Below are 18,894 nucleotides of genomic sequence, written 5' to 3' on the forward strand. Positions count from 1 at the left end.
ATGAATCATTCCCGCCGTTTTTTCGTGCAATCGACCGCGGCCGTGCTGCTCGCCAGCGCGGGACCGTGGGCGCACGCCGGCGCGTACACCGATTTTTTCCGCGCCGTCAATATTGACGACGCCGGTGCGGTGCGCAGCCTGCTGGCCAAGGGTTTCGATCCCAACGCGGTAGATGCCAAGGGCAATTCGGCGCTGTATCTGGCCTTGCGCTACAAGTCGCTCAAAGTGGCGCAGGTCTTGATCGACGACCCGCACATCCGCCTGAACCAGCTCAACCCGTCTGACGAGAACGCCATGATGATCGCCTGCCTGCAAGGCGATCTGGGTATCGTGAAGATGATGGTCGACAAAGGCGCCGAGATCAACAAGCCGGGCTGGACGCCGCTGTCCTACGCCGCAACCCGGGGCCGCACCGAGATCGTCAAGTATCTGCTCGATCACGCCGCCTACATCGATGCCGCAGCGCCCAATGGCTCGACGTCGCTGATGATGGCCGCGTATTTTGGGTACGACAGCACGGTCAAGCTGTTGCTGGACGAAGGTGCCGACCCCAATCTGAAGAATGCCATGGGCTACACGGCACTGACGCTGGCCACGAATATGCATCACAAAGACATCGCCGACATGATTGCCAGGGCCATGGGCAAGGATCGTCCCAAGGGAAGCTGGTGATGGACGGCGAACGGCGTGCCCCTGGCCCAGCTTAAAGATGAACATATGTGCATTATGTAAAATGAATGAGATAGCCTTGCGATAACCTGACGAGGCGGCGGCTCCTGTCTACCGCCCCGTCCGCCCCGATCTCAGGCCGTGTTGATCACGCAGTCCACGAAATAGCGCTTGTTCCCGCTGGCATCGGTTTCGGTCACCAGCCCATGCACGTCGGTGGCAAATCCAGGGAAGCGAAGATTGAAGTCGCGGGCGAACTGCAGGTAGCGCATGATGGGGGCGTTGAAACGCTCGCCCGGAATGAGCAGCGGAATGCCGGGCGGATACGGCGTGACCAGCGCGCCGTGATGCCCCTTCGAGCTGGTCGATCTCCACGCGCTCGATCTCGCGGTGCGCCATCTTGGCGTAAGCCTCGGTCGGCGTCATGGCCGGCTGCAGATCGGAGAGATACATCTCGGTGGTCAGACGGGCCACGTCCTGGGCACGGTAGGCCTCGTGGATCTGCTGGCAGAGATCGCGCAGACCGATGCGTTCGTAGCGCGGATTCTGCGCCACGAACTCAGGCAGGATGCGCCACAGCGGCTGGTTGCGGTCGTAGTCGTCCTTGAACTGCTGCAGCGCCGTGACCAGGGTGTTCCAGCGGCCTTTCGTGATGCCGATGGTGAACATGATGAAGAAGCTGTAGAGCCCGGTCTTCTCGACAATCACGCCATGCTCGGCCAGGAACCGGGTGACGATGGCGGCCGGAATGCCGGTGGCGTCGAAGTCGCCATTGATGTTCAGTCCTGGCGTGACGATGGTCGACTTGATGGGATCGAGCATATTGAAGCCATCGGCCACGGCGCCGAAGCCGTGCCAGCCGTCCTGGGCATGCAACAGCCAGTCGTCGCGCTCGCCGGTGCCCTCCTCCGCCAGCGCGTCCGGCCCCCAGACCTTGAACCACCAGTCCTGGCCGTAATCGGCATCGACCTTGCGCATGGCGCGGCGGAAGTTCATGGCTTCCAGAATGCTCTCTTCGACCAGCGCGGTGCCGCCCGGCGGCTCCATCATGGCCGCGGCCACATCGCAGGACGCAATGATGGCGTACTGCGGCGAGGTGGAACTGTGCATCAGATACGCCTCATTGAAGCGATGGAAGTCGAGCTGCTGGTTTCTGCGCGTTCTGCACCAGGATCTGCGAGGCCTGGCTCAGACCCGCAAGCAGCTTGTGCGTCGATTGGGTAGAGAACACCATGGCTTCCTGGGTGCGCTCGCGGTCGGGGCCGATGGCGTGCATGCCGCGATAGAAGTCGTGGAAGCAGGCGTGCGGCAGCCAGGCTTCGTCGAAATGCAGGGTGTCGATGTGGCCGTCAAGCAGTTGTTTGATGGCATCGACGTTGTAGAGCACGCCGTCGTAGGTCGACTGGGTGAGGGTGAGAACCCGCGGCTTGACCTTGCCGGCCAGATGCCGCGTGAGCGGATTGAGCGCGATCTTGCGCGCGATGTTGTCAGGGTGGAACTCGGCCAGGGGATCGGCCCGATGATGCCGTAATGATTGCGCGTCGGGGTGAGGAACACCGGCAGCGCGCCGGTCATGATGATGGCGTGCAGGATGGACTTGTGGCAGTTGCGGTCCACCACCACCACGTCGCCCGGCGCCACGGTGGAGTGCCACACCATCTTGTTCGAAGTGGAGGTGCCGTTGGTGACGAAAAACAGATGATCGGCGTGGAAAATGCGCGCGGCGTTGCGCTCGCTGGCGGCCACCGGTCCGGTGTGATCGAGCAGCTGGCCGAGTTCTTCCACCGCGTTGCACACGTCGGCACGCAGCAGGTTTTCGCCGAAGAACTGGTGGAACATCTGCCCCACGGGGCTCTTCAGAAAGGCGACGCCTCCCGAGTGCCCCGGGCAGTGCCACGAGTAGGAGCCGTCGGCCGCATAGCCCGTGAGCGCGCGGAAAAAGGGCGGCGCGAGCGACTCCATATAGGCCCGCGCCTCGCGGATGATGTGACGCGCCACGAACTCGGGCGTGTCCTCGAACATGTGGATGAAACCATGCAGCTCGCGCAGGATGTCATTGGGAATATGCCCCGAGGTGCGCGTTTCGCCGTACAGATAGATGGGAATCTCGGCGTTGCGAAAGCGAATCTCCTCGATGAAGGCGCGCAGCGAATGCAGCGCGGCCGCCTCCACGCCCTCCTCCGCCGTGGTGAACTCCTCGTCGTCGATGGAGAGTATGAAGGCGCTGACCCGGCTTTGCTGCTGCGCGAAGCTCGAAAGATCGCCATAACTCGTCACGCCCAGCACCTCCATGCCTTCCTTCTCGATGGCCTGCGCCAGCGCCCGGATGCCGAGGCCTGAGGAGTTTTCCGAACGGAAGTCCTCGTCGATGATGACAATGGGAAAGCGAAAGTGCATGACGGCTCCGGCGCGGAAGGAATAAAGTGGCACAGTTTAGGTAATCTGCGTGAATCGCTGAGTAAAGCGCTGAGTGAAGCGCCCAGCTTCGCGCCACGAAAGGGAGCACCCGAGATGGACAACCCGACCGCCTGGTGGATTCTGGCCGGTTTCTTCGTCGCCATGGAACTGGTCAGCGGCACCTTTTATCTGCTCATGCTGGCCATCGGCGCCGTGGCGGGCGCCCTGGCCGCCCATGCGGGGCTTGCGCCTGCGGGGCATTGGCTGGCCTTCACGGTGGTGGGCGGAGGAGCGGTCATCGCGCTCTATCTGGGTCGTCGCATGCTCGGCCGACGCACCCCGGAGGATGCGCGGCACGACAATCTCGATCTCGGCGCCACGGTGGACGTGTCGGCCTGGTCGGCCGATGGCGTCGCCCGGGTGCATTACCGCGGCTCCGACTGGTCGGCGCGGCTGATGCGGCGCGGCCCGCTGCATAGCGGCCCTCACCGCATTGCCGGTCAGGACGGCAATGTGCTGCTGATCGAGCCACTGCCAGGCGCGGGTCAGCATGGCCCGGCGGACGTCCACGCCCAACATCCGGCTGGCTGATTCCGGCCTGCCGACACCACAACACACCCTCGGAGACCCTTTCCATGGAAATCGCCATCATCCTGGCCGTCATCGCTGTGCTGTTCATCAGTCGCGGCATCAAGATCGTGCCGCAGCAAAACGCCTGGATTCTGGAGCGTCTGGGGCGTTATCACTCCACACTGCAACCCGGGCTGAACATCATCATTCCCTTCATCGACAGCGTGGCCTACAAGCATTCGCTCAAAGAGATTCCCCTCGACGTGCCCAGCCAGGTCTGCATCACCAAGGACAACACCCAGCTCACCGTGGATGGCGTGCTTTACTTTCAGGTGACCGATGCCATGCGCGCCAGCTACGGCTCGTCCAACTACATCATTGCGATCACCCAACTCGCGCAGACCACGCTGCGCTCGGTGGTCGGCAAGCTCGAACTCGACAAGACCTTCGAAGAGCGCGAGTTCATCAATCACAGCGTGGTCAACGCGCTCGACGAAGCCGCCGCCACCTGGGGCGTGAAAGTGCTGCGCTACGAAATCAAGGACCTCACGCCACCCAACGAAATCCTGCATGCCATGCAGCGCCAGATCACCGCCGAGCGTGAAAAGCGCGCCGTGATCGCCACGTCCGAAGGCGCCCGCCAGCAGGCCATCAACGTGGCCGAAGGAGAGCGCCAGGCTTTCATCGCCCGATCCGAAGGCGAGCGGCAAGCTGCCATCAACACCGCCCAGGGCGAAGCCGCCGCCATCGAGGCCGTGGCCAATGCCACGGCGCACGCGCTGGAGGTCGTGGCCGCGGCCATTCAGACGCCCGGCGGTGCCGACGCCGTCCAGCTCAAGATCGCGCAGCAGGGACTGGATACCTATGCCAATCTTGCCAAGTCGAGCACCACCCTGATCGTGCCTGGCGATATGAGCCAGGCGGCTGGCCTCATCGCCTCGGCCATGACCGTCTTGAAGAAGACGCAGTGAGCCTTGCCGAAACCTCCGCGCTGCCTTGCGCGCGGGCCCTCGCGCTTGCCGCGCTCTGCGCGCGCGACCCCGCACAGAAGGTGGCGCAGACCCTGGCCCTGCAAGCCGATGCGCAGGCGGGACGGGTGCGCATCGATCCTGCCGCTCCGCTGCGGCCGGAGGCAGGTGCCACCCTCCCCGGCCGTCCCGATCAGCCAGTCTTGATTCCCGCTCAGCAGATGCCGCGCCGCAATCCGCGCGACTCCAGGGGCCACTCGGCCTTGCTGCACGCCATCGCCCACATCGAGTTCAACGCCATCAACCTGGCGCTCGACGCCGTATGGCGTTTTCCAGACCTGCCCGAGACGTTCTACCGCGACTGGATCAAGGTGGCCGCGGAGGAGGCCGAACATTTCACGCTGCTGCGCGAGCATCTCCACGACCAGGGCAGCCGCTACGGCGACTTCCCGGCGCACAACGGCTTGTGGGACATGGCCGAGAAAACCGCCGCGGATCTGCTGGCCCGCATGGCCCTGGTGCCCCGTACGCTGGAAGCCCGGGGGCTGGACGTGAACCCCAGCATCCGCGCCAAACTCGCGGCAGCCGGCGACCTGCGCGGCGCGCAGATTCTCGACCGCATCCTCGCCGATGAAATCGGCCACGTTGCCGTGGGCAATCGCTGGTACCACTGGGCCTGCCAGCGCGGCGGCCGCGACCCCATCGCCGCATTCGAGGCCCTCACAGCCGATTACGATGCGCCGCGCATGAAGCCGCCCTTCAACCGCGAAGCCCGCTTGCTCGCCGGGTTCAGCCCGCAGGAACTCCAGGCCCTGGAACAAGGGTGCTGACCCAGAGCGGCCGAGGCGCCTGCTTCGCCTGCCTAGGCCGTTCGTCGGCCTCCTTCCTTCGTTTCAACCTCCATGCGCTTCGCTCACATCCTGCTCGCCGTCCTGGCCGTCACCATCTGGGGCTTCAACTTCGTGGTGATCAAGATCGGCCTGCAAGGCATGCCGCCCTTGTTTTTCACCACCTTGCGATTCATCTTCGCGGCGCTTCCCCTGGTGTTCTTCGTGCCCCGCCCCGCCGTGCGCTGGGAACTGCTGGTCGGTTGGGGACTGATGCAGTTCGCCGTGCAGTTCGGGCTGCTGTTCGTTGGCATGAAGCTAGGCATGCCAGCCGGGTTGTCGTCGCTGGTCATTCAACTCCAGGCCTTTTTCACCATCGGGCTGGCCTGGTGGCTGCTCAAGGAGAAAGCAAGGTTCACGCAACTGTTCGGCGCCGGCATTGCGCTGGCCGGCATGGGCATCGTGGCCTGGCATCTGGATACGCCTTCGACCCTTATCGGCCTGATGCTGGTGGTCGGTGCGGCAGTCGCTTGGGCCGTGGCCAACGTGTTGACCAAGCAGATGAAAGCGGTCCATCCCATGTCGCTGGTGGTCTGGGGCAGCCTGATCGCCGTGCCGCCCCTGTTCGCCACCGCCCTGCTCGTCGAAGGGCCGCGGTCGATGGCCGTGGCGCTGGGCGCGATGAATACCCTGTCCTGGGCCACCGTGCTGTTCCAGTCCTACCCCAACACCCTGCTGGGTTTCGGCATCTGGTCCATGCTGATGCGGCGCTACCCTGCCTCACAGGTCGCACCCTTCGCGCTGCTCGTGCCGGTTGCGGGCATGCTGTCGGGCACCCTGGTCCTGCACGAGGGCATGGAGCCCTGGAAAGTGACGGCCGGCGTCCTCGTCCTGGCCGGCCTCACGCTCAATCAGTTCGCCAGTAGGTTGCGGGGATGGATCGCGCGGATCGTGGTCCGAACCTGAGTCCCGCCAAGGCGCAGCCAGCGTTTACCGCGTCAACAGCCCCCGCCAGATCAGAAACGGCTGCCGGGCTGCTGGAGAAAGTCCAACTCTTCCGGCGTCGACTCCCGACCGAGTACGGCATTGCGGTGCGGGTAGCGGCCGAAGCGGTCGATGATGGCTTTGTGGCGAAGCTCGAAATCGAGGTTGCGAGGCTGGCCGTTCTCGCGGAACAGGCGCTCGGCCTCGCCATGCACCACACGCGACTCGCTATGCATATAGGGCGTGTAGAGAAAGGTGCGGCGCGGCGGCGGCAAGGTTGTATCCGCCCCGCAGGCCACGGCCTCTTGCGCCAGGGCGAGGGCGAGCGCGTCGTTGGCAAAAGCGGCTGCGGAGCCGCGGTGAAGATTGCGCGAAAACTGATCGAGCACGATGATCTCGGCCAGTCGCCCTTCGGGCATGCGCCGCCAGGCAAACAGCTCACAGCGACACGCCTGTTCATGCAGCGCACCGAAGCGCGTGCGGAGCAGCGCGTCGAAGGCCGGATCGACCTTGAACCACTGCTCGGGCTGGCTCGCTTCGAACCAGAAAGACAGGACGTCGTCCAACCCTGGAACTCCCTTCTCGTGCACGTTCATGGCTCTTAGAGGTGAAGATGTTGCAGCTTCAACGAGGCGTCTGTGTTCGGCCTTCAAATCTAAACGCCGAATGAGATCTCCTTGGCTGGCTGAAGGGTCACCCGAGGTCCGAAGCTCGACATACTCGACAGCGTCGCGTTGTGATGCGCTGAAATCTGAGGTGCCTTCAGAACACTGTTGTCAACGGTGGAGTGGCCATCTGCCACCAGGGTGACCGGAAAGCCCAAAGCCAGCGCTCTTCGCACCGTGGTATCTACGCAATAGTTGCTTTGCAGACCGCACACGATCACATGCTTGATCCCAAGCTCCTCAAGGACTGCATGCAAATCGGTGAGGTGAAAGGAGTCAGGCGTGGTCTTCCGAAGTCGCATGGCCGTCGCTGGAACGGCCAGTCTCGAATCCAGTGCCCAACCCGGTGATCCGTGTTGCAAGCTTCCCTGCGCCTCTTCATGCTGAATGCAAATGACGGGAACCTTGGCGTCATCGGCGCGTGCCATCAATCCATTGATCCGGCTGATGAGGCCCGCGGCGTCATGGGCCTGTTCCTCGCCCTCACACAGCGCCCACTGCATGTCAATGACGAGAAGCGCAGTCGTGGCGGTCATGGCGGGCTCCTCACCGCCCCGTGCGGTGGATGTAGCGGTTGAGCTGCGCCATGTCGGAAGACGTGCGGCGATAGAGGTGGTCGAGACTGATGATGGCCACCTCCAGCAGCAGCACGGCGAGCAGCGGGCGCTCCAGGCGCAGGCGGTCGTACATGCGGCGGCTGATGCGAAGCAGGCGGGTGTCTTCGCCGGCGCGCAGGCGAACTTCGCGCGGCTTGCGGTCGAAGAAGCTCATTTCGCCCAGCATCTCGCCGGGCTGGATCTTGCCGATTTCCATCTCGTTCTCGGGCAGTTGCGCCATCAGGCAGCCCTGGCCTTCGAGCACGAAGAACAGACTCTCCCCCACCTGGCCGATGTCGGCGATGACCTCGCCTTTCTTCGGCGCCATGAGATCGCAGTAGTCGAGAAAGTCGTGGATCTCGCGACGGGTGAGGATGCTGGTGTCAACGAGTTGGCTGAGGAAATGCGCCAGGGCGTCGCGGTCTTCCGTGGTGATGGTCAGGCGTTCCATGAGAGGGGTTCTTCAGAGTGGAAAAGTCGGTGGCACATCGAATCAGCTGACTATCGTATCGGCCGCGATGCCGTTTTCAAAGCGCGGCATTCACAGCCCGAAGTAACTGCGAATGCCCGAGAGCAGCATGTTGACGGCAATGGCGGTGAGGATGAGGCCCATGAGCTTTTCGGCGGCGTTCATCACCGAGTCGCCCAGCCACTTGAGCAGGGTTTCGCTCATCAGCAGCAGCCCGCCGGTCAGCGCCACGGCGGAACTCAGCGCCCCGACCCAGGTCCAGATTTCGCCCGGCTGGCGCGAGGCGAGCAGCAGCACCGTGGCCAGCGCCGAAGGCCCGGCGAGCAGCGGCACCGCGAGCGGAAAGATCAGCGGCTCGCGTCCGCCTTCGCCGCCGAAGATTTCGGAGGTCGTGGAAAAAATCATCTTGATCGCCACCAGCAGCAGGATGACACCGCCGGCCACTTCGATCGAGGGCTGGCTGAGATTCATCAGTTTGAGAAACCCATGCCCGCCGAACATGAAGGCGAGCAGCACCACGTAGGCGATGCCGATCTCGCGCACGGCCACGGGCAACCGACGTTTGGGCGGCAGCTTGCGCATGACGGCAATGAAAAAAGGCAGATTTCCGAACGGGTCGAGAATCAGCAGAAGCAAGACGAAGGCGGACCAGAAGTCGTCGTTGGCCATGATGAAAGGCGCGTCTCAGGCGCGGGGATGGTGGCGGGCGTGGAGGGTCTTGAGCCGCTCGCGCGCGATGTGGGTATAGATCTGCGTGGTCGAAATATCGGCATGGCCGAGCAGCAATTGCACCACACGCAGATCGGCGCCGTGGTTGAGCAGGTGCGTGGCGAAGGCATGGCGCAGGGTGTGGGGCGAAAGCGGCACGTCGATGCCGGCCTGGTTCGCGTAGGTCTTGAGCCGCATCCAGAACATCTGCCGGGTCATGCCGACGGCTTCGCGGGCGCTCTGCCCGCTGCGGGCGGTGACGAACAGGAAGGGGCTGTCCCGCCCCTGCAGCAGCGCGTGACGCGCGGTGCGCAGATAGTTCTGCAGCCAGTCCTGCGCGGCGGCGCCGAACGGCACCAGCCTTTCCTTGCCGCCCTTGCCCGAGATCTGCACCACGCCCTCGTTGAGCGACAGGCGAATCACGGGCAGCGCCACCAGCTCGCTCACGCGCAAGCCGCTGGCGTAAAGGAGTTCGAGCATGGCGCGGTCTCGCAGGCCCAGCGGGGTGTTCACATCGGGCGCGGCGATCAGGGCCTCGACCTGGGCCTCGCTCAAGGTCTTGGGGCGGCGCGGCGGCTGGCGCGCCGTATCGAGCTGCAGGGTGGGATCGTCGCTACGCAGACGCTCGCGCAGGGCCCAGCGGAAAAACCGGCGCAACACCACCAGGCGGCGATTGGACGACGTGGCCTTGCTTTGCACGAAGCGCGCCGCGATATAAGCCTGGATGTCGCGCATGGCAGCCTCGACCAAGGGTGGACGGCGCGAAAACGCCAGCCAGCGCGCCATCAGGGTGAGATCGCGCCGATAGGCTGCCAGGGTGTTGGATGACAGGCCATCTTCCAGCCAGAGGGCTTCGCAGAACCGCTCGATCACGGCGGCGCAGGCTGGGGGCGCCGGCGGCCAATCGCGGTGGACTGGTGTTTCAGGCATGAGCAAAAAAAGGGGCCAGGCGGCTTTCGTGCTGCAGCAGCCAGCGCTTGATGCCGAGCAGATACCCCGACTCGGCCGTGGAATGGGCAAACCCGCCCAGACCGCCCCGCGCCACGATGCGATGACACGGCACGATGGGCGCGAACGGATTCTCCGCGCAGGCCTGTCCCACCGCGCGCGCCGCACTGCGCAGCTCGGCAGCGGCATCGCCATAGGTGCGGGTCTGGCCCGGCGGGATCTGCCGCAATAGTGCCCACACCCGCTGCTGATAGGCCGTGCCCGCTGTCGCCAGCGGAAGATCGAAGCGATGCGACGGGTCGGCGGCATAGGCCTGCAACTGCGCAGCCAGTTCACGGCAGAGCGCCCCGGCGGGCGGGATGAGAGGGGTATCCGGTGGAAGATAGGCCAGATGCAGCACGGCATGCGGGCTGCAGAACAGCCCCATACGGCCAAACGGCAGGGCAATGACGGCGTCTGGGGTGGCGGGCACGGGTGGGTTCGGGTTTGGGGTGGACGACATGACAAACACCTCGGACGGACATGCGACAAGGGCTGTTGTGCACCCCCAGGAGTCGGCTGGGATCGAGGCAGAGGATACCCCGATGCCCACCCGGACACCGGCTTTCTCCGAGAATACGAGCATGATGCCGACCGCTCTGGATCTCGACTCGCCCACGCCCGCGCTGACTGGGCGGGCGTGGCCGCCTTTGACGCAGGACTTCGCCACGCTGGGCGATGCTTTCAGCGTACCCGTGGCGGTCAGCCCCCTGCCCGACCCCGTTCTGGTGGCCAGCAGCGCCCCAGCCGCCGCACTCGTCGGGCTGTCACCGCCCCGCGATGCCGCAGACGAACATGACTGGGCGCTCGCCTTTGGCGGGCACGTCGCGGCCATCCGCGACGGCAGCCGCGCCACCGTGTACGCCGGGCATCAGTTCGGCAACTGGGCCGGGCAACTCGGCGACGGCCGGGCCCTGCTGCTGGGCGACTGGCCCGACGCCGGCGGCGGCCGACATGGCGGCAGCGGTGCCGCCTGGGAAGTGCAGTTCAAGGGCAGCGGGCGCACGCCGTTTTCACGCATGGGCGACGGCTGGGCGGTGCTGCGTTCCTCCATTCGCGAGTTTCTGTGCTCCGAGGCCATGGCGGCGCTAGGCATACCCACCACGCGTGCGCTGTGTCTGGTGGGCTCCAGCCGGCCGGTGCGCCGCGAGCGCATCGAAACCGCGGCCATGGTCACCCGGCTGTCGCCGAGCTTCGTGCGGTTCGGCCACTTCGAGCACTTCAGCTACACCGGGCAGACCGAGCAGCTCAGGCAACTGTGCGACTGGGTGATTGCGCGCCATGCCCCGGCCTGCGCCGACGCGCCGCAGCCGGCCCTGGCGCTGTTGCAATGGGTGGTGGACCGCACCGCGCAGCTCATCGCCCAGTGGCAGGCGGTCGGTTTCATCCACGGCGTGATGAATACCGACAATATGTCCATCCTCGGCTGGACCCTCGACTACGGCCCCTTCGCCTTTCTCGACGCCTACGACCCGCTGCACACGCCCAACACCACCGATCGCGGCGGGCGCTATGCCTACGGACGGCAGCCAGCCATTGCCCACTGGAATCTGCTGGCGCTGGGCCAGGCGCTGCTGCCCCTGATCGACGTGCCCGAATCCGCGCTGGACGTAGTGAACACCTTCCGCCCGACGTATGTGCAGGCCATGCAGCGCCAGCTTGCGGCCAAGCTCGGTCTCACGCAGCTTAGGCCCGAAGACGGCGATCTGTTCCAGGCGCTGCTCGACACGCTGGAAGCCAACCACAGTGACTGGACGCTGAGCTTCCGCCATCTCGCCCAGCTCGCCGCCGACGCGCGCGCCCCCATCCCCCCTGCCCTCGCCGCGCAAGGCCAGCGCGAGCCGCAGCGTCTGGCCGACTGGGTTGCCCGCTACCGCGAACGCCTGCGCAGCGAACCGCGTGACGATGCCGAGCGCGCGGCGGCGATGAACGCGGTCAACCCGCTTGTCGTGCTGCGTCATCATCTGGCGCAGGCCGCCATCGCCCAGGCCGAGGTCGGCGACTTCGACGAAGTGCGGCGTCTGTTGCGCGCACTGGAGCGGCCCTTCGATGCCGGAGCCGTGCCCCCGCACTACACCGAGCCACCGCCCGAGCATGCGCCGCCCGCCTGCCTGTCCTGCTCTTCCTGAAAGGAGACACTCCATGTCCAAGCCGACTCCCAGCGACGCCAACGATGCCCTGTGGCGCAGCAAACTCACCGAAGATCAGTACCGCGTGACGCGTTGCAGCGCCACGGAGCCCCCGTTCACCGGCCTGTACTGGGACCATCACGGCGACGGCGTCTATCGCTGCGTCTGCTGCGGCACGCCGCTGTTCGATTCGCGCACCAAGTACGAGTCGGGCAGCGGCTGGCCCAGCTTCTGGCAGCCCACCGCCCAGGCCGTCATCCGCGAGGTCAGCGACATCAGTCACGGCATGGTGCGTACCGAAGTGCAGTGCGGACCCTGCGGCGCCCACCTAGGCCATGTCTTCCCCGACGGCCCCAACCCCACGGGGCTGCGCTACTGCATCAATTCGGCCGCGCTCGACTTCGCCGACCGTCAGGGTGACGATAAGGGCGGTTCCACGGGCGCCTGATCGCGCCACAGCCACGCTGCGCCGCGCACCCCGGAAGAGTCGCCGTGCTGTGCCGGACGCAGCCGGGTGTGCACCGCGTCGGAGAATACCCAGGCGCCCCAACGGCGCGGCACTTCCTCATACAGCTCGACGACGTTGCTCATGCCGCCGCCCAGCACGATGACGTCCGGATCGAGCAGATTGATGACCTGCGCCAGCGCACGCGCGAGCCGGTCGGCATAGCGGATGAAACTGGCGCGCGCGGCCGCATCGCCCCCGCGCATGGCGGCGATCAGCTCTTGGGCCGATCCGTGCCGCCCGGTGTGCGCCGCATGGTCGGCGGCCAGGCCCGGCCCGCTCAGCCAGGTCTCGATGCAGCCCTGCAGGCCGCACCAGCACGTCGGCCCGGGCAACTCGCGCCACGCCTGAGACCGCCTCGGCCAGGGCAGCGGATTGTGCCCCCACTCTCCCGCCACCGCGTTACGGCCCAGCCAGTCGGCACCGTCGATGGCCAGCCCGGCGCCGGAGCCCGTGCCCAGAATGACTGCGAACACCATGCGCGCGTCCTGACCGGCGCCATCGATCGCCTCGCTGATCGCCAGGCAGTTGGCATCGTTGTGCAGCCGCACCGGGCGGCCGAGCAGGTCTTCGAGGTCGCGCTGCAGCGGTCTGCCGTTCAGCACGGTGGAATTGGCGTTGCGGATGCGCCCGCTGAGCGGCGACAGCGAGCCGGGAATGGCCACGCCGACGGGGCGCGGAGTCGGCCCGGCCAAGGCCCGATCAGCCTGGGCGACCAGTTCGCCCATCACGCGCAAGGTTGCGGCGTAATCGCTCTGAGGCGTCGGGCGGCGCTCGCGCAGCACAAAGCGGCCTTGCGCATCCAGCGCCGCCACCTCGATCTTGGTGCCGCCAAGGTCGAGGCCGAGCAAGGCGTCAGGATGTGGATCGGCCATGAATGGGGTGTTGGCTGTTTGAACTCGCCGACTTTGAACTGCCGACACTTTGAAGGCGCGCAGCCAGCCAGTCGGTCAGCTGTTGTGCCGCTTCAGGATCCGTCGCGGCGCCGTGTGTGCGGTGATGCAGCTCTAGAACGTGCGCATCGACCTGATTGTCGCGCAGGTAAACGCCGATCGGACATGTCGCCACATCGGTGGGGTATCGCCCCGTGCCCGGATGGACGAAGCGCCAGTGGTAGGCCAGTGCACCGGCCGCGGTGCGAATGACCGCGGCACTCGGCGCAATGGGCAGCGTGAAGCGGCCGACCCAGTCCTTCACCTCGCTGGCCGGCATGGGCCGACTCAATCCATAACCCTGACCGTACTGGGCACCGAGCACTGCCGCAGCCTCGATCATGCCCAGATCTTCCAGCCCCTCGACAACCACCTCGCGTCCCAGATCCAGCCCCATCAAGGCCAGCGTACCCACCAGGGTGATGGTCTGAAGCGGGTTGTCGTAGAGCCCCGCCAAGAGATTCTGGTCGATCTTGATGGTGTCGAACGGCAGGGCGGACAGGCGATAGATGCTGCTGTAGCCGGAGCCCAGATCGTCCATGGCCAGACGCACGCCCAAGGCGCGCATGGCCGAAAGCATGGGGGTTTGCTGATCGAGATCGAGTTCCTGGGTTTCGAGAATTTCCAGCGTCAGCCGTTGCGGGGCGAAGCCATACGTCTGCAAAGCCTGGTTGACCCAGTGCACGCAGTCCGGATCGCGCAGCGCCGAGGGCGGCAGGTTGATGCTCACGTCGAGTTGCAGTCCATGGCTGTCCCATTGCCGCAGATACCCCAGGGTCTGAGAAAGGCCCTGGCGGAACACCCCCGAGAGTTCGGCGTCGCCCAGCAGGGGAATGAATTCGGCCGGAGGCACCATGTGCCCACCCGGCATCTCCAGGCGGGCCAGCGCCTCCATTTTGGCAATCCGCCCGGTCTGCAGGTTCACGATGGGCTGCATGGCCATGCGCAGCCCGCCGGACAGCACACGGGTGCGATAGGTCTGCGCCACATCGATTGGGACCACGAGGGTGCGCTGCGACGCGCGGCAACGCGCCCACACCGTTTCCCAGTGACGTTGCAGTCCGTGAGACCACTGCATGGCCCAGGTCGAGGCAAACTGGTTGGGGTAGGCGCCGAACACGCCCAGAACCGCCATCACGTGGCCGTCGGGGCCAGCCAGCGGAATGGCCAGCATCGAGCGGACATGCAGGCTGCGGGCCAGCGCCGACCAGTCTGCGCAGGGGCCCTCGGCCGAACACGACGCGAGCTGCGTGATCTTCTGCGACATCCAGGCCTGGCCCACGACTTCCGGCATCTGCCCCTCCCTGCCCTGAAAGTCGAGCGGTGATAGGGCCGAAGCCAGCGCGCGTCCGATCTCGGCGGCCCTTGCCCCCGCGATCTGCTCCAGAACGAGCTGGCCGTGAGAGTCCATCCGCACCAGCATGCCGGCCTGGATGCCTGGGAGCGCGCCCAGCGCTTTCAGCGCATCACGCGAGGCATCGGCCCACAGCGCGCCCGGATCGGGCAGCGGCGCGGCCAGAAGACCGACGTAGGCATTGACCAGGTCTTCGCCCGCCCGCAACTGCGTCTGCACGTCCTGCTGCAGCCTCGCTTCGGCGAGGGTCAGAAGACGATAACGGTTGCGCGCGGTCAAGGGCGCCTTGTTCAGCTCGCGGCTGAGGACATGACGGTAGGTGGACAGGGCCTGCGACAGAGACGTGGCGCCGACACCGCACAGCGCGTGCACGGTACCCACACGTTCGCTGTAGTCCCGCAAGGCCTCCGAGGGCAGGCCGGGCTCCATGAGTTTGTGAAAGTGGGCTCGTTGGCTTTTTTTCAGCGCATGGAATTCCGCCGCATCGAGACTGTGCAAAATCTGGTCGGCGGCCGGGTTGTCTCGCAGTTGGTCGTAGAACGCGTCGATGAACGATGCTGCGGCGAGATCGAAGGAGGGTTGTGCCTGCTCCAGCACCGCCGTGGCTTCCGGGCCGAAGGGGGCGATGCCGACCTCGGTCTCGATCACGTTGGACGCGGTCGTGCCCCGCCACCACCAGCTTGCGCGGTCGTGCTTGTGCTGCTTGGCGAGATACATCGCCGTATCGGCGTCGCGCAGCAACTGACCGGGGTCGTCGCCATCGTCCGGATACAGCGCCACCCCCAGCGTGATTTCCATCGGAAGCGCAATCTCCGATGAAATCGGCAGCGGACGCTCAAGGGCCTGATGCAGACGGTCCAGCCTTGCGCTCAGCGCCGTCATGGTGTCTTCACGCGGCAAGTCGCCCAGCACGAACACGAACTCGTCGCCGCCCAGCCGCGAGATCTGCTCATCCGGCCCCAGCGCGCCCTGCCACCGACGCGCGAGTTTCACCAGCAAGGCATCACCGGCGCCATGGCCGTGGCGGTCGTTCACTTGTTTGAAATCGTCCAGATCGGCAAATCCGACGGCCAGCGCCCTGCCCTGGGCGCGGGCCCGGGCGAGCATGTCGGGCAAGGTCTGATCGAGGGCGGCCCGGCTTGGGAGGTGTGTCAACCGGTCGTAGCGAAGCTCCTCCTCCGCGCTGAATCGCAGCGTCAGCAAGTCCAGGAACGCCTGCTGCGTGCGTCTGGACGCGTTGAGGAGGTAGGGGAAATAGACCAGCAACATGGCGCCGATGACGACGAGCAAAGGGTCGGCGCTGAGCAGCGCCCGGATGACTGTGGGCACGAGCACAGGGGTGGTGAGCAACAATGCACTGATGACATCGGCGGAGAGTTCGGCCATCGCGGCGCCACTGATGCCAACGGCAATCATCATGAGATAAATCTGGAAGGTCTGGTGCTCCGGAAAGACCAGGATCAACGCCATGCCCCAGGTGCAGCCCGACGACAGCATGCTCAGGCGCACCGCCAGTCTCGACCCGAAGGGGTGGCGCGTCACCCGGTTGGATCGTGTGGCGATCAGCCAATAAACGAAGCGCAGGAGATGCTCTGCGGTCAGCAGGGTCAACCAAAGGGCGATCGAACCCGGACTCACCTCGCCGTGCAGCGCCCAGGCCGTGCCATAGGCGATGGTCAGACTGCCGATCAGGCCGATCGGAATGGTGCTGAGCAAGAGTCGGCTCTGCGCCACGGCGATGGCGTGCTGCAAGCCGGATGTAGGCCGTACTGGCCTCGACGCATGCCCCAAGGCGGGAGCATTCCCCGGATCGGTCGGCCCCTCAGAGGCGAAAACTGTGGACATGGGAGTACGGACGTCAGTGGCACCTAAAGCAGCTCCGGAATCGGCCGAAGCTCCGCTGCGGCCATCGCATCAAGCCTTCGGCGCACGCAGTGCGTGCCGCCATCAGGGCTTCGACGCCACGGCGCGCCTTTCGTCAACGACACATTTTGTGACGATTCAAGTCCGGACGCTCTTTTTCATGTGCCGTGGCGATCCGATTCGCCACCGGGTTCAGCCGACGGGCGAAAGCAAGGCGGCCAGGCCGTCTTCGTCGAGCACGGTCACCCCCAGCTCTTGCGCGCGGGCGAGTTTGCTGCCCGCCTCGGCCCCGGCGACGACGTAATCGGTCTTTTTCGAGACGGAACCGGCGACCTTGCCGCCCGCCGCTTCGATGCGGGCCTTGGCCTCCTCGCGGCTGAGCGTGGGCAAGGTGCCCGTGAGCACCAGGGTTTTGCCGGTCAGCGGTCTGGGCGCGTCGTGGTCGCGTGTGGATTCGTCCCAGCGCACCCCGCAGGCGCGCAACTGCTCGACGACCTCGCGGTTGTGCGGCTGGTCGAAGAAGGTGCGGAGGCTCTGGGCCACCACGGGGCCGACGTCAGGCACCGCGAGCAAGGCGTCGAGGGGGGCATCGAGAATCGCGTCCAGGCTGCCGAAGTGCCGCGCCAGATCCTTGGCGGTCGCTTCGCCGACATGGCGGATGCCCAGCGCGTAAAGAAACCGGGCCAGGGTGGTGGATTTGCTGGCTTCGAGCGCCTGCAGCAGATTGGCCGCGCTTTTCTCGGCCATGCGGTCGAGCGCGGCGAGCTTGAGCAGGCCCAGGCGGTACAGGTCGGGCAGCACCCGCACAATGCCGCCCTCGACGAGCTGATCGACCAGCTTGTCACCCAGGCCTTCGATGTCCATCGCCCGGCGGCTGGCGTAGTGCAGCAGCGCCTGCTTGCGCTGCGCCGCGCAGAACAGGCCGCCGGTGCAGCGCCAGTCGGCCTCGCCCTCCTCGCGCACGATGGCCGAGCCGCACACCGGGCAATGGCCCGCCAGGCGCTGATACAGATCGAACGGCTCGCCGACGTCGGCGGGGCGCGCTTCGGCGACCACGCCCACGACTTCCGGGATGACATCGCCCGCGCGGCGCACGATGACGGTGTCGCCCACCCGCACGTCCTTGCGCCGCACCTCGTCCTCGTTGTGCAGGGTGGCGTTGGTCACGGTCACCCCGCCGACGAACACGGGCTCCAGCTTGGCCACCGGCGTGAGTTTGCCGGTGCGGCCCACCTGCACATCGATGCCGATCACCCGGGTGCGGCGCTCCTGCGCGGGGTATTTGTGCGCCACCGCCCAGACCGGCTCGCGGTTGCGAAAGCCGAGTTCGCGCTGCAGCGACAGGCTGTCGACCTTGTAGACCACGCCGTCGATGTCGAACGGCAGGCTGTCGCGCGCCGCGGCAATGCGCGCGTGAAAGTCGGTGAGCACCCCGGCGCCGGCGCCGTGCACCCTTTGCTTGGCCACGGGCAGGCCCAGCGCCTCGATCGCATCGAGCATGGCATGGTGGGTATCGGGCTGGTCAGCCCAGCCCACGATCTCGCCCCAGCCGTAGGCGTAGAACGCCAGCGGGCGCTGCGCCGCCATGGCCGGGTCGAGCTGGCGGATGCTGCCGGCCGCGCCGTTGCGCGGGTTGACCAGCGTGGGCAGCCCCTTGTCGCGCTGCCGGGCGTTGTAGCGCTCGAAGTCGGCCCGCTTCATCAAGGCCTCGCCGCGCACCTCGAGCACGGCAGGCGGATTGCCGCGCAGTTGCAGCGGCACGCTGCGGATGGTGCGCACGTTGAGCGTCACGTCCTCGCCGGTTTCGCCGTCGCCGCGTGTGGCCGCCTGCACCAGCCGACCCTGTTCGTAGCGCAGGCTCAGCGCCAGGCCGTCGAATTTGAGCTCGGCCGCGTAAATCACGGCCGGGTCGCCGTCGCCCAGACCAAGTCGATTGCGCACGCGCTGGTCGAAAGCGGCGGCACCTTGGGGCGTGGTGTCGGTCTCGGTCTGGATGGACAGCATGGGTACGGCATGCCGCACCGGCGCGAACTCGGGCAGCGGCGCTCCGCCGACGCGCTGGGTCGGCGAGTCGGGCGTGCGCAGCGCGGGGTGCTCGGCCTCCAGCCGCTGAAGCTCCTGGAACAGGGCGTCGTAGTCGGCGTCGGGCACCAGCGGCGCGTCGAGCACGTAGTAGGCATGGTCGTAGCGGGCCAGCTCGGCACGCAGTTGCGCGGCGCGTTCGGCGGGCAGCGCGAAGAGATCCGGCTGGGACATCAGGCAGGCGGATGG

The 18,894-nt window shown here is 66.1% G+C and carries 16 protein-coding genes and 1 pseudogene; 7 read left to right on the forward strand and 10 right to left on the reverse strand.

Going from position 1 to position 18,894, the window contains the following annotated elements; translation table 11 throughout:
* Positions 1–672 carry an ankyrin repeat domain-containing protein gene (locus BVH73_RS00005; RefSeq protein ID WP_079414967.1) on the forward strand — a complete coding sequence of 224 codons (672 nt, stop codon included), beginning with the start codon at positions 1–3 and terminating at the stop codon, positions 670–672.
* Positions 673–803: 131 nt separating this feature from the next.
* On the opposite strand, the pseudogene BVH73_RS00010 reads toward BVH73_RS00005, so the two are convergent.
* Positions 804–3,066: pseudogene (locus BVH73_RS00010) on the reverse strand (Orn/Lys/Arg family decarboxylase).
* A gap of 114 nt (positions 3,067–3,180) precedes the next feature.
* Here BVH73_RS00010 and BVH73_RS00015 point away from each other — a divergent pair.
* From BVH73_RS00015 to BVH73_RS00030, 4 genes are all read left to right on the forward strand, one after another.
* The gene (locus BVH73_RS00015; protein WP_079414969.1) at positions 3,181–3,657 is read left to right on the forward strand and encodes an NfeD family protein; all 477 of its coding nucleotides are present in this window, start codon (positions 3,181–3,183) and stop codon (positions 3,655–3,657) included.
* Positions 3,658–3,701: 44 nt separating this feature from the next.
* Complete coding sequence (locus BVH73_RS00020; RefSeq protein ID WP_079414971.1) at positions 3,702–4,607, forward strand: SPFH domain-containing protein; 906 nt, start codon at positions 3,702–3,704, stop codon at positions 4,605–4,607.
* On the forward strand, positions 4,604–5,434 hold the full coding sequence (locus tag BVH73_RS00025; RefSeq protein WP_245800362.1) for a ferritin-like domain-containing protein: 831 nt from the start codon (positions 4,604–4,606) through the stop codon (positions 5,432–5,434). Before BVH73_RS00020 ends, BVH73_RS00025 begins: the two co-directional genes overlap by 4 nt.
* A gap of 72 nt (positions 5,435–5,506) precedes the next feature.
* Positions 5,507–6,397 carry an EamA family transporter gene (locus tag BVH73_RS00030; RefSeq protein ID WP_079414973.1) on the forward strand — a complete coding sequence of 297 codons (891 nt, stop codon included), beginning with the start codon at positions 5,507–5,509 and terminating at the stop codon, positions 6,395–6,397.
* Positions 6,398–6,447: 50 nt separating this feature from the next.
* On the opposite strand, the gene BVH73_RS00035 is transcribed toward BVH73_RS00030, so the two are convergent.
* The 6 genes from BVH73_RS00035 to BVH73_RS00060 all read right to left on the reverse strand — a co-directional run bounded on the left by BVH73_RS00035 (position 6,448) and on the right by BVH73_RS00060 (position 10,303).
* Entirely contained in the window at positions 6,448–7,011 is a 564-nt protein-coding gene (locus BVH73_RS00035; protein ID WP_079414975.1) for a DUF924 family protein, read from the reverse strand.
* 59 nt (positions 7,012–7,070) lie between these two features.
* Complete coding sequence (locus BVH73_RS00040) at positions 7,071–7,616, reverse strand: cysteine hydrolase family protein (protein ID WP_079414977.1); 546 nt, start codon at positions 7,614–7,616, stop codon at positions 7,071–7,073.
* Between the two features lie 10 nt (positions 7,617–7,626).
* Complete coding sequence (locus BVH73_RS00045) at positions 7,627–8,127, reverse strand: Crp/Fnr family transcriptional regulator (protein WP_079414979.1); 501 nt, start codon at positions 8,125–8,127, stop codon at positions 7,627–7,629.
* Positions 8,128–8,217: 90 nt separating this feature from the next.
* Positions 8,218–8,814 carry a MarC family protein gene (locus BVH73_RS00050; RefSeq protein WP_079414981.1) on the reverse strand — a complete coding sequence of 199 codons (597 nt, stop codon included), beginning with the start codon at positions 8,812–8,814 and terminating at the stop codon, positions 8,218–8,220.
* 15 nt (positions 8,815–8,829) lie between these two features.
* On the reverse strand, positions 8,830–9,783 hold the full coding sequence (gene xerD, locus BVH73_RS00055; RefSeq protein WP_079414983.1) for a site-specific tyrosine recombinase XerD: 954 nt from the start codon (positions 9,781–9,783) through the stop codon (positions 8,830–8,832).
* Positions 9,776–10,303, reverse strand: a complete 528-nt coding sequence (locus BVH73_RS00060; protein WP_079414985.1) for a methylated-DNA--[protein]-cysteine S-methyltransferase — start codon at positions 10,301–10,303, stop codon at positions 9,776–9,778. The genes xerD and BVH73_RS00060 overlap by 8 nt, the downstream gene beginning before the upstream one ends.
* Positions 10,304–10,424: 121 nt before the next feature.
* On the opposite strand from BVH73_RS00060, the gene BVH73_RS00065 reads away from it, so the two are divergent.
* Both BVH73_RS00065 and msrB read left to right on the forward strand, forming a co-directional pair.
* On the forward strand, positions 10,425–11,969 hold the full coding sequence (locus tag BVH73_RS00065) for a protein adenylyltransferase SelO (RefSeq protein WP_079414987.1): 1,545 nt from the start codon (positions 10,425–10,427) through the stop codon (positions 11,967–11,969).
* A 13-nt stretch (positions 11,970–11,982) separates the two neighbouring features.
* Positions 11,983–12,417, forward strand: coding sequence for a peptide-methionine (R)-S-oxide reductase MsrB (msrB, locus tag BVH73_RS00070; protein WP_079414989.1), 435 nt, complete (start codon positions 11,983–11,985; stop codon positions 12,415–12,417).
* On the opposite strand, the gene BVH73_RS00075 is transcribed toward msrB, so the two are convergent.
* The 3 genes from BVH73_RS00075 to ligA all read right to left on the reverse strand — a co-directional run bounded on the left by BVH73_RS00075 (position 12,381) and on the right by ligA (position 18,879).
* The gene (locus BVH73_RS00075; RefSeq protein ID WP_079414991.1) at positions 12,381–13,349 is read right to left on the reverse strand and encodes an ROK family protein; all 969 of its coding nucleotides are present in this window, start codon (positions 13,347–13,349) and stop codon (positions 12,381–12,383) included. The two genes, msrB and BVH73_RS00075, sit on opposite strands and share 37 nt — an antisense overlap.
* Complete coding sequence (locus BVH73_RS00080; protein ID WP_079414993.1) at positions 13,330–16,605, reverse strand: EAL domain-containing protein; 3,276 nt, start codon at positions 16,603–16,605, stop codon at positions 13,330–13,332. Before BVH73_RS00080 ends, BVH73_RS00075 begins: the two co-directional genes overlap by 20 nt.
* A 210-nt stretch (positions 16,606–16,815) precedes the next feature.
* Positions 16,816–18,879, reverse strand: a complete 2,064-nt coding sequence (ligA, locus tag BVH73_RS00085; protein ID WP_079414995.1) for an NAD-dependent DNA ligase LigA — start codon at positions 18,877–18,879, stop codon at positions 16,816–16,818.
* Positions 18,880–18,894 lie beyond the last annotated feature (15 nt).

This window comes from Thiomonas intermedia (genome assembly GCF_002028405.1).
Taxonomy (GTDB): domain Bacteria; phylum Pseudomonadota; class Gammaproteobacteria; order Burkholderiales; family Burkholderiaceae_C; genus Thiomonas; species Thiomonas intermedia.